This is a genomic window from Pseudomonas sp. LRF_L74 (genome assembly GCF_965644255.1).
Taxonomy (GTDB): domain Bacteria; phylum Pseudomonadota; class Gammaproteobacteria; order Pseudomonadales; family Pseudomonadaceae; genus Aquipseudomonas.
In genome coordinates this window covers 182,519-197,534 of the sequence record NZ_CBFFRH010000009.1, presented here as the reverse complement: position 1 = coordinate 197,534, position 15,016 = coordinate 182,519, and the positions used below count along the sequence as shown (strand labels likewise).

Here is a 15,016-nt window from a genome sequence, read left to right as displayed (position 1 = left end):
CTGGCGTCTTGTGGGACAATCGCCACCCCGCTCGCTGAATCACCCGCCATGCGCCAGAAACCGCCTCGCCCCGCCAAGCCCGCCGCAACCGAGAAGCCCCTGCTGCACCGGCGCAATCGCCACCAGGGCCGCTACGACTTCGCCAAGCTGATCGCCGCCAGTCCGGAGCTGGCCGAGTTCGTCATCCTCAACCCGTACGGCAAGCAAAGCATCGACTTCGCCAACCCGGACGCGGTGAAAGTGTTCAACCGCGCCTTGCTGCGCCAGCTCTACGGCATCCGCCACTGGGACATTCCCGCCGGCTACCTGTGCCCGCCGATCCCTGGCCGCGCCGATTACCTGCATGGCCTGGCCGACCTGCTCAGCGGCGGTGACGACAGCGCCATTCCTCGCGGCAAAGACGTGCGCGTGCTGGACATCGGCAGCGGCGCCAACTGCATCTACCCGTTGCTCGGCCATGTCGACTACGGCTGGTGCTTCGTCGGCGCGGATATCGACGACACCGCCCTCGCCTCGGCGCGCGCCATCGTCCAGGCCAACGGGCTGGGCGAGGCCATCGAGTTGCGCAAGCAGCCTGATGCGAAAGCCATTTTCAAGGGCCTGATCAGGCCGGACGAGCGCTTCGACCTGAGCCTGTGCAACCCACCCTTCCACAGCTCGCCCGGGGAAGCGATCAGCGGCAGCACGCGCAAATGGAAGAACCTCGGCAAGCTCGATCCCAAGCGCAAGCTGCCGGTGCTCAACTTCGGCGGGCAGAGCAACGAGCTATGGTGCGTCGGCGGCGAGGCGGCGTTCCTCCAGCGCATGGCCAGCGAAAGCCGCGAGTTCGCCACGCAAGTGAAGTGGTTCAGCAGCCTGGTATCGAAGGCCAGCAATGTCGCCGCCCTGGAAAGCGCGCTGAAAAAAGCGGGGGCGGTGACGGTGCGGCGGGTGGATATGGCGCAGGGCAACAAGCAGAGCCGGTTCGTGGCGTGGAGTTTTATTGATGGCTGATCGTTGCCGGGCCGAGCGGGGCAACGATCAAAAAATGTGCAGGCCGGCCTACCCCTCCAAACAATACCCAACCCCATAGATCGACCGGATCGGCTCTTTGTCCGGACTGATCTGCTGCAACTTGCGCCGCAGGTTCTTCACGTGGCTGTCCACCGTGCGGTCGGTGACCACCCGGTGGTCTTCGTACAGGTGGTTCATCAACTGGTCACGCGACAGCACGTGTCCCGGCCGGGCATGCAGCGCCTGCAACAGGCGGAACTCGACGGGCGTGAGGTCCAGCGCGACGCCGTTGTAGCTGGCGCGATAGCTCGCCGCGTCCAGGCTCAGCCCGGTGCTTTGCGCGGTCAGCCCGGCGCGGCGCAGGATGGCCTTGACTCGCGCCACCACCTCGCGCGGGCTGTAGGGTTTGCAGATGTAGTCGTCGGCGCCCAATTCCAGGCCGAGCAGGCGGTCGATCTCGTCGACCCGCGCGGTGACCATCATCACCGGCACCTGGCTGAAGCCACGCAGTTCGCGGCAGATCGACAGGCCATCGCGCCCCGGCAGCATCAGGTCGAGGATCAGCAGGTCAGGCTGACGCTCATGCAGAGCCGCCATTGCCCGCACGCCGTCATCGATATGCTCGACCTCGTACTGCGCCGCGCGCAGGTAATCGACCAGCAATGCCGCCAGCTTGGGCTCGTCTTCCACCAGCAGGATTCGTGGCGCACTCATGCTTGCGCCTCCGCTAGCGCCAGGGTCAGCCACAGCCCGCCAAGCGGCGAAGGCTGGGCACTGAGGTGGCCGCCATGGACCTCGACGATGCCACGGCAGATCGCCAGGCCCAGGCCGGCGCCGCCACTGGCACGATTGCGCGAGCCCTCGACCCGGTAGAAGCGCTCGAACAAGCGCTCATGCTGGCCCGCCGGTACGTCGGGACTGGAATCCATCACGTCGACCAGCACCTGCTCGTGCTCGCGCCGCAGCACCACGCGCGTCTCGCCGCCACGGTCGGTATAGCGCAGGCTGTTCTCCAGCAGGTTGTAGAGCACCTGGCCAAGGCGCTGTTCATCGCCCATCACCTGCACGCTGCCGGCCGGGCACTGCAGGCTCAGGCTCAGGCCGCGCTCGGCGAAGCGTGGCTCGAACGCCGCGACCGTGACCTCCAGCAAGGTACGCAGCGCTACCGGATCGCGTCGGTAGGTCGGCCCGCCGACCTCGGCCAGGGACAGGTCGAAGAGGTCGTCGACCAGCTTGCTCAGTTGCATCACCTCGGCCTGCAGCGAGCGCAGGGCCGGCGGATCGACCGGGCGGATACCGTCCTCCATGGCCTCCAGCTCGCCGCGCAGCACCGCCAATGGCGTGCGCAGTTCATGCGAGATATCGGCCATGAAGTCACGACGCTGGCGTTCGTTGCTGGCCAGGGCGCCGGCCATGCGGTTGAAATCGGCAGCCAGTTGGCCCGCCTCGTCGTTGGAAGTCACCGGGACCTGGATCGAGTAATCCCCCGCCGTCAGCCTGTGGGTGGCCTCGGCCACGCGGCGCACCGGGCGCAGCAGGGTTCGGGAGATCCACCAGCCGATCACCGCCGACACCAGCAGGCAGGCCAGGCCGATGATCCAGCTGGAGCGATTCTGGTTGAGCTGGAAACGCCGGCCGCCGGCCGCGCTGACGCTCTCGAACGGCGTCATCGCCAGCCAGCCGACCACCTCCTGGCCGTGACGGATCGGCCGCAGGATTGGCTTGTCGCCATATTGGCGATAGCCGATCACGTAGTGCCGCTGGGCATCGAGCAGGGTGATGCGCAGGAACGCGCCGGTCAGGTCGGATATCGGTGGCGAAGATGGCGTGAAGGGATCGCCATTAAGCGTTTCGTCCGGGCGCGCCAGCTCGAACCAGGCGTCGATATCGCCATCGGCGAGGAACTTCCAGCTTCCCCGCTCGACGTAGACCCGCTCCAGGCGCGGGACGACGCGTTCCAGGCGCTCCACCGACTGGTCGTTGAGGTAGCCGAGAAAGCCGTGGTTGAAACTCAGGTACGCGGCAAAGCCCATGCCCAGCACGGCGAAGGTGCAGAGCGCCTGGACGGCGATGAATACTTTGCTGGAAAGGCTGATGCGCATGACGGGACCACGGGCTGGAATGCCGCCATTTGGCCGTGCCAGGCCGCGTGATTCAAGCCCGGCCGGGCAATCTCCATATTTCCTGCACATTTGTCCTAGAGTCTGGCGAGCATCCCCTGAATCCGGAGCTTCGCCATGTACACGGCCCCACACAGCCTGCGCCACCTGATCGGTGCGTCCACCCTGATTCCTCTTCTGCTGCTGGCCGGCTGTTCGGACTCGAACCAGGGCGCGCCCATGGGCGGTACGCCGGAAGTGGGTATCTACCGGGTCGCCAGTTCCGCCCAGTCGGTCACCCTCAGCCTGCCGGGACGGACCAGCGCGCACATGGTCGCGCAGATTCGCCCGCAGGTCGGCGGCATCATCCAGAAGCGCCTGTTCGAGGAAGGTGCCGAGGTCAAGGCCGGCCAGGCGCTGTACCAGATCGATCCGCAGAGCTACGAAGCGGCCCTGGCCGAAGCCAGCGCCAGCGTCGCCTCGGCGAAGGCCACGCTGCACGCCGCCGAACTCAAGGCCAGACGCGACGCCGAACTGGTGAAGATCGACGCCATCAGCGCCGAAACCAACGAGTCCGCGCAGTCCGCGCTGCTGCAAGCCAAGGCCACCCTGCAATCGGCCCTGGCCAGCGAGAAGACCGCGCGCATCAACCTCGGCTACACCCGCATCAACGCGCCCATCGCCGGCCGCACCTCGACCTCGACCGTCACCCCCGGCGCGCTGGTCACCGCCGACCAGGACACCGCCCTGACCACCATCCAGCAGCTCGACCCGATCTACGTCGACGTGACCCAGACCAGCGCCACCCTGCTGCGCCTCAAGCGTGAGCTGGCCGCCGGCCTGCTGGCGCCCAGCGCCGAGGCGAACGCCACCACCATCGCCGTGCAACTGGAAGACGGCAGCACCTACGAACACCCCGGCACCCTCACCTTCAATGGCGTGAGCGTCGACGAAGGCACCGGCAGCGTGACCCTGCGCGCCCTGGTGCCGAACCCCGACGGCCTGCTGCTGCCCGGCATGTACGTCAAGGCGCGGGTCGAGGAAGGCGTGCAGAACGACGCCATCCTCGTGCCACAACAAGGCGTGACCCGCGACGAGCGCGGCGAAGCCACCGCCCTGGTGGTGGTCGACGGCAAGGTCGAGCAGCGCGAACTGACCCTGGTCGAGGCCGTGGGCAACCAGTGGTGGGTCAAGAGCGGCCTGGCGGTCGGCGACCAGTTGATCGTCGAGGGCGTGCAGAAAGTCCAGGCTGGCCAGGCGGTGACCACCGTCGATGCCGCCGCGACCAAGCCGGCGACCACCTCCGCGTCGGCTAACTGAGGAATCGACATGGCAGCCTTCTTCATCGACCGGCCGATCTTCGCCTGGGTCATCGCCATCCTGATCATGCTCGGCGGCGGCCTGGCCATCTCGCAGTTGCCCCTGGCCCAGTACCCCAACATCGCTCCGCCCCAGGTCAAGCTCAGCGCCACCTACACCGGGGCCTCGGCCAAGACCATGGAAGACTCGGTGACCCAGGTCATCGAGCAGCAGATGACCGGCCTCGAAGGCCTCACCTACATGTCGTCGAGCAGCAGCTCCGACGGCAGCGCCAGCATCAGCCTGACCTTCGACTCCGGCACCGACGTCAACACCGCGCAGATGCTGGTGCAGACCAAGGTCGACCAGGCCAAGGCACGGCTGCCCGATGCGGTACAGCAGCAAGGCATCCAGATCCGCAATACCTCGAGCGACTTCCTGATCATCATCTCGCTGATCTCGGACAACCCCGAGGTCAGCGCCACCGACATCAGCGACTTCATCTCCAGCACCCTGTACGACCAGGTCAGCCGGGTCAGCGGCGTCGGCGACGTGACCACGCTCGGCTCCAGCTACGCCATGCGCATCTGGCTCGACCCGGACAAGCTCAAGCAATACAGCCTGATGCCCTCGGACGTCAGCAGCGCCCTGGAAACGCAGAACACCGATACCTCGGCCGGCCAGCTCGGCGCCCTGCCGGCGAGCAAGGGCCAGCAGCTCAACGCCACCATCACCGCGCGCAGCAAGCTGAAGACCGCCCAGCAGTTCCGCGAGGTGGTGGTGAAATACGCCAGCGACGGCGCCGTGGTCACCCTCGGTGACGTGGCCAGGGTCGAGCTGGGCAGCGAAAGCTACGACGTGATCGCCGAACACAACGGTCGCCCCTCCGGCGGCATGGCGGTGAGCCTGGCCACCGGCGCCAACGCCCTCGACGTGGCCGAGGCGGTGCAGGCGAAGATGAGCGAACTGGAGCGTTTCTTCCCGGCCAAGCTCAAGCTGAAGACCGAGGTCAGCTACAACACCGCGCCGTTCGTGAAGATCTCCATCGAGGAAGTGGTCAAGACCCTGTTCGAGGCCATCGCCCTGGTCGTGGCGATCATGTACCTGTTCCTGCAGAACTGGCGCGCCACGCTGATCCCGGCCATCGCCGTGCCGGTGGTGCTGCTCGGCACCTTCGGCGTGCTGTCGCTGATGGGCTACTCGATCAACACCCTGACCATGTTCGGCATGGTCCTGGCCATCGGCCTGCTGGTGGACGACGCCATCGTCGTGGTCGAGAACGTCGAACGCATCATCGCCGAGGAAGGCCTGTCGCCCAGGGCGGCGACGCGCAAATCGATGAAGGAAATCAGCAGCGCGCTGATCGGCATCGCCGTGGTGCTGTCGGCGGTGTTCGTGCCGATGGCGTTCTTCGGCGGCTCCACCGGGGTCATCTACAAGCAGTTCTCGGTGACCATGGTCGCCGCCATGGCGTTGTCCGTACTGGTGGCCCTGACCCTGACCCCGGCGCTGTGCGCGACCCTGCTCAAGCCGGGCCACGGCAGCGCGCCGCGCAAGGGCTTCTTCGGCTGGTTCAACCGGCATTTCGAGCACAACGCCGACCGTTACCAACGGGGCGTGGCGGGCATTCTCAAGCGCCGCGCGCGCAGCCTGGTGGTCTATGGCCTGATCGTGGCCGGCATGGCGGTGCTGTTCATGCGCCTGCCGACCTCGTTCCTGCCCGAGGAAGACCAGGGCATGCTGATGGCCCAGATCACCCTGCCGGTCGGCGGCACCGACGAGCGCCTGCAAGCCGTGATGCAGCAGGTGCAGGCCTATCTGCTGGAACAGCCGGAAATCGACTCGGCGCTGACCATTCGTGGCCTGGGCAATGGTGGCAACGCGCAGAACAGCGGCCGTGGCTTCATCAAGCTCAAGGACTGGAGCGAGCGCGCCGGCAGCGAACACAGCGCCGCGGCGATCGCCCAGCGCGCCAACGTGGCGCTATCGAAGATCCGCGACGCCAACGTCTTCGTCATCGCGCCGCCGGCGATCATGGGCCTCGGCGAGAGTTCGGGCTTCGACGTGCAGATGCAGGACCTCGCCGGCCTCGGCCATGCCAAGCTGCTCGCCGCGCGCAACCAGTTCATCGAACTGGCGCGCAAGGACCCGCGCCTGGCCAATGTGCGCGCCCAGGGCCTGGAGGATACGCCGACCCTGCTGGTCGATATCGACGACCGCAAGGCCGGCGCCCATGGCGTCTCGGCCAGCGACATCAACACCACCCTGGCCACGGTGATGGGCGGCAGCTACGTCAACGACTTCGTCGACGCCGGCCGGGTCAAGAAGGTCTACCTGCAGGGCGACGCCGACTACCGCATGCTGCCCAAGGACGTCGGCGACTGGTACGTGCGCAACGACCAGGAGCAGATGGTGCCGATGTCGGTGTTCACCACCACCTCGTGGAGCTACGCCTCGCCGCTGCTGGAGCGTTACAACGGCTTCGGCTCGTTCGAGATCGTCGGCGAGCCGGCCTCCGGCGTCAGCTCGGGCGATGCGATGACCGCAGTGGCCGAGATCATGGCGCAACTGCCGGACGGCATCGGCTACGAGTGGAGCGGCCAGTCCTACCAGGAACGCCTGGCCGGCAACCAGGCGCCGCTGCTGTATGCCATCTCGATCCTGTTCGTGTTCCTCTGCCTGGCCGCGCTCTATGAGAGCTGGACGGTGCCGTTCTCGGTGATGCTGGTGGTGCCGCTGGGCGTCGTCGGCGCGCTGCTGCTGACCGGCCTGCGCGATCTTTCCAACGATGTGTATTTCCAGGTCGGCCTGCTGACCACCATCGGTCTGGCGGCGAAGAACGCGATCCTCATCGTCGAGTTCGCCAAGGCCGGCTACGACGCAGGCAAACCCTTGCTGGAATCGACCCTGGAAGCCGTGCGCCTGCGCCTGCGCCCGGTGCTGATGACCTCGCTGGCGTTCATGCTCGGCGTATTGCCGCTGGCGCTCAGCAGCGGTGCCGGTTCGGGCGGGCGCCAGGCCATCGGCACCGGTGTGCTCGGCGGCATGTTCACCGCCACCGTGCTGGGGCTGTTCTTCATCCCGCTGTTCTTCGTGCTGGTGCAAGGCATCGCCGGGCGCAAACCACAACCTGACCAAGGAGACGCATGATGCGCGCCCCCTACCCGCTTCTCCTGCTGGCCGCCCTGAGCCTGGGCGGCTGCATCAACCTCGCGCCGGACTACCAGCGCCCCGACGCGGCGGTCGCCGAGCAGTGGAATACGCCCGACGGCAAGCAGGCCGACGCGCAGATCGACTGGCAGTCGTTCTTCGTCGATGCACGTCTGCGCGACACGGTGAAACTGGCCCTGGATAACAACCGCGACCTGCGCATCGCCGCGCTGGATATCGAAAAGGCCCGCGCCCAGTACCGCATCACTCGCGCCGACCTGTTCCCCTCGCTGAACGCGACCGCCAGCGGCAGCCGCGCCCGCAGCGTCGGCAGCAGCACCAGCGGCACCTCGGTGAGCAGCCAGTACAGCGTCGAACTGGGCTTCACCAGCTACGAGCTGGACCTGTTCGGGCGCCTCGGCAACCTCAAGGACGCCGCCCTGGAAAGCTACCTGGCCACCGAGGAAACCCGCCGCAGCACGCAGATCAGCCTGGTCGCCGAAGTCGCCAGCGCCTGGTTGACCCTGGCCGCCGACCAGCAATTGCTGGCCCTGGCGCAGAGTACCTACGCCAGCCAGCAGAAGACCTACGAGCTGGTGCGCCAGAGCCATGGCCTGGGCGGCGAGTCCGGCCTGAGCCTGGCCCAGGCGCAATCGACCGTGGAGTCGGCGCGGGCCGATGTGGCCAGCTACGCCAGTCAGGTCGAGCAGGATCGCAACGCCCTCAACCTGCTGGCCGGCGCCACGGTGCCGGATAGCCTGCTGCCCGGCGACGAGAAGATGGCTGCCGCGCAACTGGTCGGCGTACCGGCCGGCCTGCCCTCCAGCCTGTTGCAACGGCGCCCCGACGTGCTCGCCGCCGAACACACGCTCAAGGGCGCCAATGCCGACATCGGCGCGGCGCGGGCGGCGTTCTTCCCCAGCGTGAGCCTGACCGCCGCAGCCGGGAGCGCCAGCACCGACCTGTCCGGCCTGTTCGCCGGCGGCAGCCGGGCCTGGAGCTTCGCCCCGAGCGTGAGCCTGCCGATCTTCAATGCCGGCAGCAATCGCGCCAGCCTCGACTCGGCCAAGGCGGAGAACGAAATCCAGGTGGCGACCTACCAGAAGACCATCCAGACCGCCTTCCGCGAAGTCGCCGATGCCCTCGCCGTACGCCACCACATCGACGAACAGTTGAACGCCCAACAGGCCCTGACCGATGCCACCCAGCGCAGCTACGACCTGTCCCAGGCGCTGTACAAGCAAGGTTCGGAAAGCTTCCTGGAGGTGCTCGACGCCCAGCGCTCGCTGTACAGCGCCCAGCAATCGCTGATCAGCCTGAACCTGTCGGAGCAGAACAACCGGGTCACCCTGTACAAGGTGCTGGGCGGGGGCTGGCAACCCTGACCGCGGCCGCACGACTCACCACGCTTGCTTCTTTCTTGCGGCTTGAAGCTCGCCGCTCAGCTAACATGACCGACCGAACAGGTTTGCGAGCGAAGGCATGAGTCGTCTGAACAAGGAGTTGGGCCTGCTGCAAGGCGTGGGACTGCTCAGTACATCGCTGCTCGGCACCGGCATCTTCGTGGTGCCGGCCCTGGCGGCCACCGCCGCCGGCGGCGCCTCGCTGTGGGCCTGGCTGATCCTCATCGCCCTGGTCCTGCCGGTGGCCTTCACCTTCGCCCAGTTGGGCAGGCGCTTTCCTCACGCCGGCGGTGCGCCACACCTGATCGGCCGCGCTTTCGGCCCGCGCATGGAACGCTTGATCGCCCTGCTGTTCCTCGCCGTGATCCCGGTCGGCCTGCCCGCCGCGCTGATCATCGCCACCGGTTTCTGGCAGGCCGTGCTCCCCTTGAGTACCGGCGAAGCACTGGCGGTGCAATTGTTCACCCTGCTCATCGCCCTGGTCCTCGGGCAGCGACCGGCCAAAGCGTCCGGCCTGATCCAGGGGCTGATCGCCGTCGCCATCGTCGCCACGGTCGGGCTGATCTGGTGGAAAGGCCAACTGCCCTCGCCGAGCCAGCCGCTGCTGCCCACCGCGGATGCGGACTGGTCGATGATACCGACGGCCCTGGGCGTGATGTTCTGGTGCTTCGTCGGTATCGAGGCCTTCGCCCACATGGGCGAGGAATTCCGCAATCCGCAACGCGACTTCCCCCTCGCACTGATCCTCGGCGTGCTGCTGGCCGGCCTGGTCTACTGGGGCTGCTCGGTGGCCGTGCTGACCTTCCACACCTACGGCGACGTACACACGGACGCCGGATCGCTGCCGCGCCTGCTCGACCCGCTGTTCGGCGAACAGGCGCGCTGGCTCGCCGCCCTGATCGGCTACCTGGCCTGCTTCGCCTCGACCAACATCTACATTCAGGGCTTCGCCCGCCTGGTCTGGAGCCTCGCCGACGAAGGCAAGCTGCCACGGCCACTGGCGCGCCTCAATCGGCATGGCGTGCCTGCCGCCGCCCTGTTGCTGGTGGTCGTCTGCTGCGCGTTCTGCGCAATGATCGCCAACGGGTTGCAGCTATCGGTGGATGACCTGATCCGCTATGCCAACGGCAACTTCATCGTCGTCTACCTGCTCAGCATGGCCGCTGGCTGGGTGCTGCTGCGTGGCCTGTGGCGGCTAGTCGCCGGGGCCAGCACGCTGCTATGCCTGGCCGTGCTGGCGATGCTCGGTTTCGAAGCGCTCTATGCCCTTGGACTATTCGCCGCGCTGGCGTTGACCGACCTGTTGCGCAGCCGCGGCGCATCACGCCTGGCACAGAGGACCTGAGAACCTAGAGAAGATTCGGCAGTCAGTGTATGACTTCCCCCGCGATACTCGCGCCCTGACAATAAGGACCGTTACATGCGCCGCCTGCTTCGTGACCTGAAAATCATGCTGTTGACCAATCTCTGGCTGATACCAGTGATTGCCGCGCTGGTTGGCGCACTGTTCTACTTCGTCGCCCCACCACCGCCCATGCATGCGCGCCTGGCCACCGGCGCCGCCAGCGGCGGCTACCATGCCTTCGCCGAGCGCCTGCGTGACGAGTTGGCAAAACAGGGCTTCGATCTGCAACTGGTCAACAGCAAGGGCTCGCAGGACAACCTGGCCAAGCTCGACAACGACGAAGTCGAGCTGGCACTGGTACAGAGCGGCCAGGAACTCAGCGTCAGCGAAAAACAGCGCGACAAACTCTCCGCACTTGGCGTGATGTATCGCGAGCCGCTATGGCTGTTCATCCGCGCCGACAAGACCTTCACCGGGCTGGACGAACTCAAGCAGTGGCGCGTCGCCATCGGCGTGCCGGACAGCGGCACGCAAGCGGTGACTGGCGCCCTGTTCGCGGCCAACCGTATCGAGCCCGAACACTACCCGCAGAGCTGGCAGGCCACCGGCGGCAGTCGCGCCGCCGATGCCCTTATCGCAGGCAAGCTGGATGCCGGCTTCTTCGTCGGCCCGGCAGAGAACGCACTGATCCAGCGCCTGGCCGCCGAGCCAGATCTGCGCCTGGCCAGCCTGCGCCGCGTACCGGCCTACCTGGCACGACTGACCTACCTGAGCGAGGTCGAGGTCGGCGAAGGCATGCTCGACATGGCGCAGAACACCCCGCGCGAAGATATCCTCACCCTCGGCCCGGTGGCGACGCTGGTCGCCGGCGAAGACTTCCACCCCTCGTTGACGCCACTGATCCTCGAAGCCGCCAAAACCGTGCTGAAGAACGGCAGCCTGCTCGACCCGACCGGTACGTTCCCCGCGCGGCCGCCACAATCCCTGCACACCCTGGACGAAGCCGATTACTACTACGAGAAAGGCCTGCCCATCCTGCAGCGCTACCTGCCGTTTCGCATCGCCTCGCTGGCCGACCGCTACATCATCCTGGCGATCCCGCTGCTGGTGCTGCTGTTCCCGCTGTTCAAGGCCATCGGCCCGATCTACCGCTGGCGCGTGCGAGCCCGTATCTATCGCTGGTACAAACACCTGCGCGAGGTCGACCAGCAACTCTACAAAGGTGGCCTGAAAGCGGACATCAGCGAAGAAATCGCCCGCCTGGAACGCATGGAGGACGAACTGGCACGCGTAGACGTGCCGCTGTCCTACTCCAACGAGCTGTACCAGTTGCACGTACACCTGCGCTACATGATCGAACGGTTGCGGGCGCTGCGTGAGAGGAGATAGGGAAGAGAGCTCGCACGATGCTGGCCAGAGGCTGAAAACAGCCTTCCTCGCCGGTAGACTAGGCAACTTCCCCGTTCAACCCAGTGAATGCGCCCATGCCGATCCGCCATTGCATCGTCCACCTGATCGAGAAGAAACCCGACGGTTCGCCCGCCGTGCTGCACGCCCGCGACAGCGAGCTGGGCAGCTCCCAGGCCATGGAGAACCTGCTCGCCGATCTCAACGAAAGCTACAACGCCAAGCAGGGCAAGGCCTGGGGTCTGTTCCACGAAGAGTCCGGCGCCTACCCGTTCAGCGGCTGGCTGAAGCAATACCTGGACGAAGACCAGGATTTCACCGCCTTCAGCCGCGCAGCGGTGGAGCACCTGCAGAAGCTGATGGAGGAATCCAACCTGTCCACCGGCGGCCACGTGCTGTTCGCCCACTACCAGCAAGGCATGACCGACTACCTGGCCATCGCCCTGCTGCACCACAACGAAGGCGTGGCGGTGACCGAATCCCTGGAGGTGGCGCCTGCCAAGCACCTCGATCTCGGCCAGTTGCACCTGGCCGCGCGGATCAATATTTCCGAATGGCAGAACAACAAGCAGTCCAAGCAGTACATCTCGTTCATCCGGGGCAAGAACGGCAAGAAGGTCTCGGACTACTTCCGCGACTTCATCGGCTGCCAGGAAGGCGTCGATGCGCCGAGCGAGACGCGCACCCTGCTCAAGGCCTTCAGCGACTTCGTCGAGAGCGAGGACCTGGCCGAGGAACAGGCGCGGGAAAAGACCACGGCACTGGTCGACTACGCCAGCACCCAGGCCAAGCTGGGCGAGCCGATCACCCTGGAAGAGCTGTCCGGGCTCATCGATGAGGAACGTCCGAAGGCGTTCTACGATCACATCCGTAACAAGGACTACGGCATGGCCCCGGAATTTCCGGCGGACAAACGCACGCTCAACCAGTTCCGCCGCTTCACCGGCCGCGCCGAAGGCCTGTCGATCAGCTTCGAATCGCACCTGCTCGGTTCGGCCATCGAGTACGACGAGAGCCGCGACGTGCTGATCATTCGCCAGTTGCCGACGCAACTGAAGGATCAACTGAAACGCCGCAAGGATTGACCGCATGCCACGCCTGCCCGACAAGATTCTCGACGCCTGCCTGTGCAACCCGAAGAAGCCCCTGGCCATCGACCCGGCCGAGGACTTCGGCATCAAGCGTGACGATGCGCGTGACGCGCTGGAAGAACTCAAGGTCTGGATCAACGTCCAGCAGCGCATGCTCTGGGCCAATCGCAAGGACTCGCTGCTGCTGATCCTGCAAGGCACCGACTGCGCCGGCAAGGACGGCGTGATCCGCAAGGTGGTCAGCGCCTGCGACCCGCAGGGCATCAGCCTGCACGCCTTCGTCAAGCCGAACGAGGAAGAGCGGCGCCACGACTTTCTCTGGCGCTATGAACAAGCCCTGCCAGGCCCCGGCCTGCTCGGTGTATTCAACCGCAGCCAGCATGAGGCGATGGTCACCGACGTCATCGATGGCCTGTGCAGTGCCGACGACATGCCGCGACGGCACAAACAGGTGCAAGACTTCGAGAACGGCTGGCGCAAGCAGGGCATCCATCCACTCAAGTGCTACCTGCACCTGTCCAGGCCCGAGCAGAAACGCCGCCTGCTCAGCCGCCTGGAAAACCTCGAGAAGCGCTGGAAGCTGCACATCAATGATCTGTCCGCGTATCGCGACTATGACGGCCGTCAGCAGCGCTGGGCCGAGCAACTGGGCGCCAGTCACAGTGAAGCGGCGCCCTGGTACATCCTCCCCGCCGACAACAAATGGCTGCGCGACTGGCTGGTCGCCAGCCTGCTGGCCCGCGAGCTGGAGCGCCTGGAGCTGGGCTGGCCGGATATAGAAAGCCCGTTCAAGGCCGAGGATCTGGAGTAACGGCGGGCGATGCGCCGCCACCTCGCGCAAAGCACGCGGCTACGGGCTGCGTGTCAGCCCAAGCCGTGAGCGCCGGAGGCTAGATCACCTCGACGCGAAAGCCCAAGCGCGGGAAATGCACATGCACCACGCCGGCCCGCTCGTCCTCACGACGCAGGATCAGTTCCTCGCGGCCGGCATACAGCAGCTCACCGGCCACCGGGTCGACGCCGTAATCGGTGGCGGCGATGCTGACACGCTGTCCAGCGCGCAGCCCGTTGGGCTCTTCGAAGAACGCGTCCGGCAACGCTGCCGGCGTCGCCTCGCGGGCGATCTGCAACGCCTTCTCGGCACTCAGCACACTCGATGAGCCGTGACCAAAACCCAGCACCCGGCCATACCAGGCCAGCACGTTCGGATAGGCATCGACCAGCGCTGCGGTCACCGACGTGCCCTTGAGGAACCACAGGCTGTGGGCCAGGGCGAAGTCGGCGATGGACGCCTCGCCGAACAGGAAGTCGTTCTCCTCCCGCGCCAGTTGCAGCTCCAACCGCGCCATGAACACCGGCCAGTTGTGACGGGCCACCTCGATGGGAATGCGACTCGCCGAGCCGCCACTGAACAATGCGCCCCGGTCGGCGATGAACGCCTTGACGGCTTCAGGGGCCAAGCCGGCGAAACGCACGGCCACCGACTCGGGCTGGAACACCAGGGCCACGGCATGGGGAAACACCACCGAGTCAGCCCAGTGGGCGAAGCTGGCCGCGGTCAGCTCCGCGCCCTCGGGAAACAGCGGCGGCGTGGCCTTTTCCGCATCCAGGCGACGGGCGATCAGCGCGGTGTCGCAATAGATATCGGCGCCGACCTGCAGCACCGGCGTCTTGCGATAGCCGCCCGTCAGGGCGATCAGGTCAGGCTTGGGCATGACCCGTGGAATATCCACCGAGCGCCAGGACAACTGCTTGAAGCCCAGCATCAGACGGGCTTTTTCGGCGAACGGAGAAGTCGGGTAGTTGTGCAGGATCAGCTCGTACATGGCGCGCCTCCAGTGTCGTGGTAGCGCTCAAGACTAGCCGCCCCAGGCGCGGCACGACACTACAACGTCTTGACATCCTTGCGGGTGATCGCGACCAGTTGCTCCTTCGCGCGCTTGCTCAAGGCCTTGATCGCCCGCTCGCGGCGCAGGGCATCGCCCTTGCCGTCACACGCCTCGACGTACACCAGCGCCTGGGCCGGGCTGGAGTGAAAGAAACGAGCGCCCTTGCCGCTGCAATGCTGCGCGAAGCGCCGCTGGGGATCGTCGCTGATGCCGCAATACAAGGCGCCGTTCTGCGCCCGCACCAGATAGACGAACCAGGCCTTGATCCTGGGCTCGATGGGCTCGGTGATCGTTTCAGCGGAGTCGCACTGGGTCATGGTCGTGGTCCGGAAAAATGACC

General features: G+C 66.1%; 12 protein-coding genes. 8 read left to right on the top strand and 4 right to left on the bottom strand.

The genetic code is table 11. From position 1 onward, the window contains the following. Nucleotides 1-48: 48 nt before the first annotated feature. Nucleotides 49-993 carry a 23S rRNA (adenine(1618)-N(6))-methyltransferase RlmF gene (rlmF, locus tag ACSZPK_RS21810; protein WP_437883656.1) on the top strand — a complete coding sequence of 315 codons (945 nt, stop codon included), beginning with the start codon at nucleotides 49-51 and terminating at the stop codon, nucleotides 991-993. A 48-nt stretch (nucleotides 994-1,041) separates the two neighbouring features. Here the strand turns inward: rlmF and ACSZPK_RS21805 are convergent, their stop codons facing one another. Next, the gene (locus ACSZPK_RS21805) at nucleotides 1,042-1,707 is read right to left on the bottom strand and encodes a response regulator (protein WP_437883654.1); all 666 of its coding nucleotides are present in this window, start codon (nucleotides 1,705-1,707) and stop codon (nucleotides 1,042-1,044) included. Further along, nucleotides 1,704-3,095 (bottom strand): ATP-binding protein, encoded by a 1,392-nt coding sequence (locus tag ACSZPK_RS21800; RefSeq protein WP_437883652.1) that lies wholly within the window; start codon nucleotides 3,093-3,095, stop codon nucleotides 1,704-1,706. The genes ACSZPK_RS21805 and ACSZPK_RS21800 overlap by 4 nt, the downstream gene beginning before the upstream one ends. Nucleotides 3,096-3,230: 135 nt before the next feature. Between ACSZPK_RS21800 and ACSZPK_RS21795 the strand changes: the two genes are divergently transcribed. From ACSZPK_RS21795 to ACSZPK_RS21765, 7 genes are all read left to right on the top strand, one after another. Continuing rightward, complete coding sequence (locus ACSZPK_RS21795) at nucleotides 3,231-4,412, top strand: efflux RND transporter periplasmic adaptor subunit (RefSeq protein WP_437883650.1); 1,182 nt, start codon at nucleotides 3,231-3,233, stop codon at nucleotides 4,410-4,412. A gap of 9 nt (nucleotides 4,413-4,421) precedes the next feature. Continuing rightward, nucleotides 4,422-7,541 (top strand): efflux RND transporter permease subunit, encoded by a 3,120-nt coding sequence (locus tag ACSZPK_RS21790; protein ID WP_437883648.1) that lies wholly within the window; start codon nucleotides 4,422-4,424, stop codon nucleotides 7,539-7,541. Then, the gene (locus tag ACSZPK_RS21785) at nucleotides 7,538-8,926 is read left to right on the top strand and encodes an efflux transporter outer membrane subunit (protein WP_437883646.1); all 1,389 of its coding nucleotides are present in this window, start codon (nucleotides 7,538-7,540) and stop codon (nucleotides 8,924-8,926) included. Before ACSZPK_RS21790 ends, ACSZPK_RS21785 begins: the two co-directional genes overlap by 4 nt. Before the next feature lie 97 nt (nucleotides 8,927-9,023). Further along, on the top strand, nucleotides 9,024-10,289 hold the full coding sequence (gene yjeH, locus ACSZPK_RS21780) for an L-methionine/branched-chain amino acid transporter (protein ID WP_437883644.1): 1,266 nt from the start codon (nucleotides 9,024-9,026) through the stop codon (nucleotides 10,287-10,289). Between the two features lie 75 nt (nucleotides 10,290-10,364). Next, entirely contained in the window at nucleotides 10,365-11,678 is a 1,314-nt protein-coding gene (locus ACSZPK_RS21775; RefSeq protein WP_437883642.1) for a TAXI family TRAP transporter solute-binding subunit, read from the top strand. A gap of 95 nt (nucleotides 11,679-11,773) precedes the next feature. Next, nucleotides 11,774-12,781: a nucleoid-associated protein YejK gene (gene yejK / locus ACSZPK_RS21770; protein ID WP_437883640.1), complete on the top strand. Its 1,008-nt coding sequence runs from the start codon at nucleotides 11,774-11,776 to the stop codon at nucleotides 12,779-12,781. 4 nt (nucleotides 12,782-12,785) lie between these two features. Next, a complete protein-coding gene (locus ACSZPK_RS21765) occupies nucleotides 12,786-13,598 on the top strand; it encodes a hypothetical protein (protein ID WP_437883638.1) in 813 nt (270 codons plus the stop codon). Nucleotides 13,599-13,677: 79 nt separating this feature from the next. On the opposite strand, the gene ACSZPK_RS21760 is transcribed toward ACSZPK_RS21765, so the two are convergent. Both ACSZPK_RS21760 and ACSZPK_RS21755 read right to left on the bottom strand, forming a co-directional pair. Continuing rightward, nucleotides 13,678-14,613 carry a glutathione S-transferase family protein gene (locus ACSZPK_RS21760; protein ID WP_437883636.1) on the bottom strand — a complete coding sequence of 312 codons (936 nt, stop codon included), beginning with the start codon at nucleotides 14,611-14,613 and terminating at the stop codon, nucleotides 13,678-13,680. A 59-nt stretch (nucleotides 14,614-14,672) separates the two neighbouring features. Further along, nucleotides 14,673-14,993, bottom strand: a complete 321-nt coding sequence (locus tag ACSZPK_RS21755; RefSeq protein WP_437883635.1) for a GIY-YIG nuclease family protein — start codon at nucleotides 14,991-14,993, stop codon at nucleotides 14,673-14,675. Nucleotides 14,994-15,016 lie beyond the last annotated feature (23 nt).